Source organism: Frankia sp. CgKIO3 (assembly GCF_977946435.1).
In genome coordinates, this window is sequence record NZ_CDWTMO010000269.1 from 1 (window position 1) to 3,284 (window position 3,284).

Annotated in this window: 5 protein-coding genes; 3 read left to right on the forward strand and 2 right to left on the reverse strand. The window is 65.1% G+C overall.

Features of this window, described 5'->3' with window-relative positions; translation table 11 throughout:
* Nucleotides 1-176: 176 nt before the first annotated feature.
* Together AC08OJ_RS19355 and AC08OJ_RS19360 are read right to left on the reverse strand one after the other, a co-directional pair.
* Nucleotides 177-500: a 4a-hydroxytetrahydrobiopterin dehydratase gene (locus AC08OJ_RS19355; RefSeq protein WP_476594712.1), complete on the reverse strand. Its 324-nt coding sequence runs from the start codon at nt 498-500 to the stop codon at nt 177-179.
* 61 nt (nt 501-561) lie between these two features.
* Nucleotides 562-1,848, reverse strand: coding sequence for a helix-turn-helix domain-containing protein (locus AC08OJ_RS19360; RefSeq protein WP_476596481.1), 1,287 nt, complete (start codon nt 1,846-1,848; stop codon nt 562-564).
* Between the two features lie 543 nt (nt 1,849-2,391).
* Between AC08OJ_RS19360 and AC08OJ_RS19365 the strand changes: the two genes are divergently transcribed.
* Genes AC08OJ_RS19365 through AC08OJ_RS19375 form a run of 3 tightly spaced genes read left to right on the forward strand, consistent with a single transcriptional unit; the run spans nt 2,392 to nt 3,166 of the window.
* Entirely contained in the window at nt 2,392-2,661 is a 270-nt protein-coding gene (locus tag AC08OJ_RS19365; RefSeq protein WP_476596483.1) for a hypothetical protein, read from the forward strand.
* Nucleotides 2,658-2,966, forward strand: coding sequence for a hypothetical protein (locus AC08OJ_RS19370; RefSeq protein WP_476594715.1), 309 nt, complete (start codon nt 2,658-2,660; stop codon nt 2,964-2,966). Before AC08OJ_RS19365 ends, AC08OJ_RS19370 begins: the two co-directional genes overlap by 4 nt.
* A 38-nt stretch (nt 2,967-3,004) precedes the next feature.
* Nucleotides 3,005-3,166, forward strand: a complete 162-nt coding sequence (locus AC08OJ_RS19375) for a hypothetical protein (RefSeq protein WP_476594716.1) — start codon at nt 3,005-3,007, stop codon at nt 3,164-3,166.
* The last annotated feature ends 118 nt before the right edge of the window (nt 3,167-3,284 follow it).

A 3,284-nucleotide genomic window follows, 5' to 3' on the forward strand; every position in this document is an offset into this window, starting at 1 on the left:
TATACCTATGTCCGGGCGAAGGTTCCACCTTTTTGAATGAACCATCGAACCTACCCCGGATGATCAAGACCCTGCCCCTACAGGTCCCGGCACCGACCAGGCAGCCGCCCCAGGCCAACGGGGCTGTAGAGCCCAGCGGGCCGGGACTCTCCCGCCCGCTGGGTCGGTCTCTTCAGCTATCCCGCCGCTTCCTCCTGGACGTAGCGGGCCAGCACGGCTTCGATGCGGTCGACTAGCCGGAAGTCCAGGTCGGTGATCCGCTGCCCGGCGCTGTAGGTGGTGAGACTGAACGTCAGTTCTCCCCAGCGCAGTTCGACGTCCGGGTGGTGCTCCAGTTCCTTCGCGGACTCGGCCACCGTGCCGAGAGCTTCGATCGCGGCATAGTACTCCACGGGGAACGTCTTGTGGATCTCTTCGCGGTCGGTGGCCTTCACCCATCCGTCCAGCGCGGCCAGGCGTCGGGGGACTTCCTCGGCCGGTAGCGGGTCGCGCAGTCCCACGCTCGTTGTCCCTTCCTACAGTGTCGCCAGCAGAGCTTTGACCTGTCGTCCGGTCTCATGGTCATACCATGGCGTGAGGTGGCGCCAAACGCCGTGGAGCTCCTGCCGTAGCCGTGCCGAACTGGTCTCCCTGGCGACGGTGACCGCGTGCGTCACCGCGTCCGCGGCGGCCTCTGGGTTCCCGGCCTGAGCATGCGAGGTGGCCTGCCGTGCCTGGTAGACGCCCTTGTCCCGGCGGGCTGCGGCGGGCAGGGCAAGAGATGACCTGCTCCCACAGCGGCAGGGCCTCGCGACCGAGACCGAGACGGTTGTAGCAGGTGGCCCGCTGCACCTCGATGTAGCCGGGGGTGCGCCGGCAGGTGTTGAACCATGGATAGTCGTCATCGACGCGGACCAGCAGCGCGGCGGCCTTGTCCAGGGCGTAGTCTGCGCCGCGCCGGTCGCCGATGAGGGCGTAGCCGTGGGCTGTCTGCTGCATCGCCTGTACCCGGACCTTCGCACACAGGCCGTTCTCGTCCGTCAGGGCCGCGCTGGTCAGGTCGAGGGTGCCGGGTCCGTCCTGCTGGTCAGTACAGATCATCGCCTTGTTCGTCAGGGTGTGCCGGACGAGCTGGGTGTCTCCCACCCGGTGAGCGAGTTCGAGAGCCTGGTTCGCCCAGTGCGACGCGCTCACGAGGTCCCCGGCATCCTGGTAGAGCCAGGTCGTCAGGCCCGCGTAGGCGACGCTCGTGCGCAACAGGGCGTGCCGTTCAGGGCCCCGGGCCACACGCAGGAACTGCCGGATGAGTTCCTGCTGCACCAGCACCGACGGAATCACGGTGTGCGGCCCCAACGCGGCATCGGCCCGGTAGTAGCCGTCAAGCTGAGCCGCCAGATACTCGATGGCCTCAGGCGCAACCTGCTGATACGACGCCAAGGGCATGACTGCGCCCCCAACCAGGAACCCGGCACCGCTTCCCGCGAGGAACGTGCGCCGGCCGATGGCCACGATGACCACCTCCCCTACGTGTGCGATCACCCGGTACGGGTCGACCGGCGGACCCGCACTGTCTGCTGGCGGTACCCCGAGGATGCCGGGAACCGCCGGTGCGGTTGGCGAGACCACCGGGGCAGGGGCGAGAGCCGCCTCGCTGGAGCGTGGCCGTGGGAGCTTGAACCACAGCGTGTCTTCCGGGATGCGCAGGACCTCGGCCCACCGGATGAGCTTCGTAAGGTCGGTCACCGGCTCACCCGACTCGATGCGGCTCAACTGGGTCTGAGTGATGCCCATCCACCCGGCCACCGTCTCCTGAGACAGGACAACGGTGTGATGAGGGTGGTTGCGGTAGGCCGCGATCACCCGGCCCATGTGCCGCTCATCGAGGGCGTCCCAAAGAATTCGTAATGAAATAATTAATGCAAGCCAATATGCGTCTTCGCAGGTCACGGGCTCGCGAGGACCACGAAGTGAACAAGTTATTTCATTCCGAATCCAAAGCTGATCGGAGGCGGTCCAGGATTCGACCGGCACCTCCGACGCAGCCGTGCCACGTTCCCGAGCCCGGCGCTGGCAGGGCTCACACGATCCCCGGTCGTTGTCCCGGGCAAGGCGGGTGCCACACCGGCAGTAGCGAGAATCGTCTACCTGGTCACTCATCGCAGTGACGCCCCTTCGTGACCTCCCAGGCCCGGATCGTGCTCACGCAGTCTATCCAGCGCCGCGGGCCGCTCAATACCTGCGATGCATGGCGCCCATGCATTCCACGTCTAGTGATCACGAATCGTTGATTTCACACTTGCCCCCAGGCCCCGAGGCCGGGTCGAGGAAAACCGTTCTTCAGATGACTACGGCGGGCTCCTCGGCCTCGGGTGCCGCTCCAGGCGGAACGTCGAACGAGGGAGAAGGCGGACGGTGGAACGGATGAGCGGAGGCTGGCCGGGTATCCCGCGACTGTCAGGTGATGTTCCCTTGAGGATTCTGCGATTGCAGAGCGATGTTGCCGTCACCGCGATGGAAGAGCTGGAAAGCAAGCTCATCGACTACAAGGGCCATGTCCCAGCCGAGCCCCTTGAATACGCCGCACTACTGGAACGAATCGAGAACATCACGGAGGAGGCTCGATGGATCAAGAACCAAATAGTCAAGATCACGGATGGAGGGGAACTGAACTCGGGGAAGTGATCGCCCGGCGCATCCGGCCCTACGCTGTCCTGAACGTCTACGGTGTGCAGGTCGCCACCTTCGCCACCTGGAACGACGCACACGTCTGGGCACACGAGAAACTACAGGACCCCGACGTCATTCTCCCCTTGGAGGTGGAGGACCGGACGCAGCGGATCACGCGGCGCATCACACGAGAGACGTGCGAACTCATCGCCTGGAGGATCTTCACGAAGGTCGGCGGCTGCGAGCCGATGAACGGAGCGGCCGACCCATCGCCTCGCACCCTCGACGAGAATCAGCCCTATAGCAACTCCCCTGTGTAATTCCCTCCTGATCTGGGAGTCGACCGAACGTGGACGAGATGGACGGCAGCCTGACCCTCGACCTGGCCGCGCCCGCGACGATCGTCGCCGAGCCTTCGGCGAGGAGACGCATTGAGCAGTACTTCCTGGCGGTCAACAACGCATTCCCGTCGGCGCACGATGTGGCGACCATCGTCATCACTCACATGCTGCCCGACTGACCCTTCTTCCTGGACGCGGTGGCGCGAGGGAACGATCTGATATCGATTCTTCCCAAGCCGAAGTCCTGTGACCCGGCGACGCGGGCCACCATCAGCGGCCGGTACCACTGCGATGACC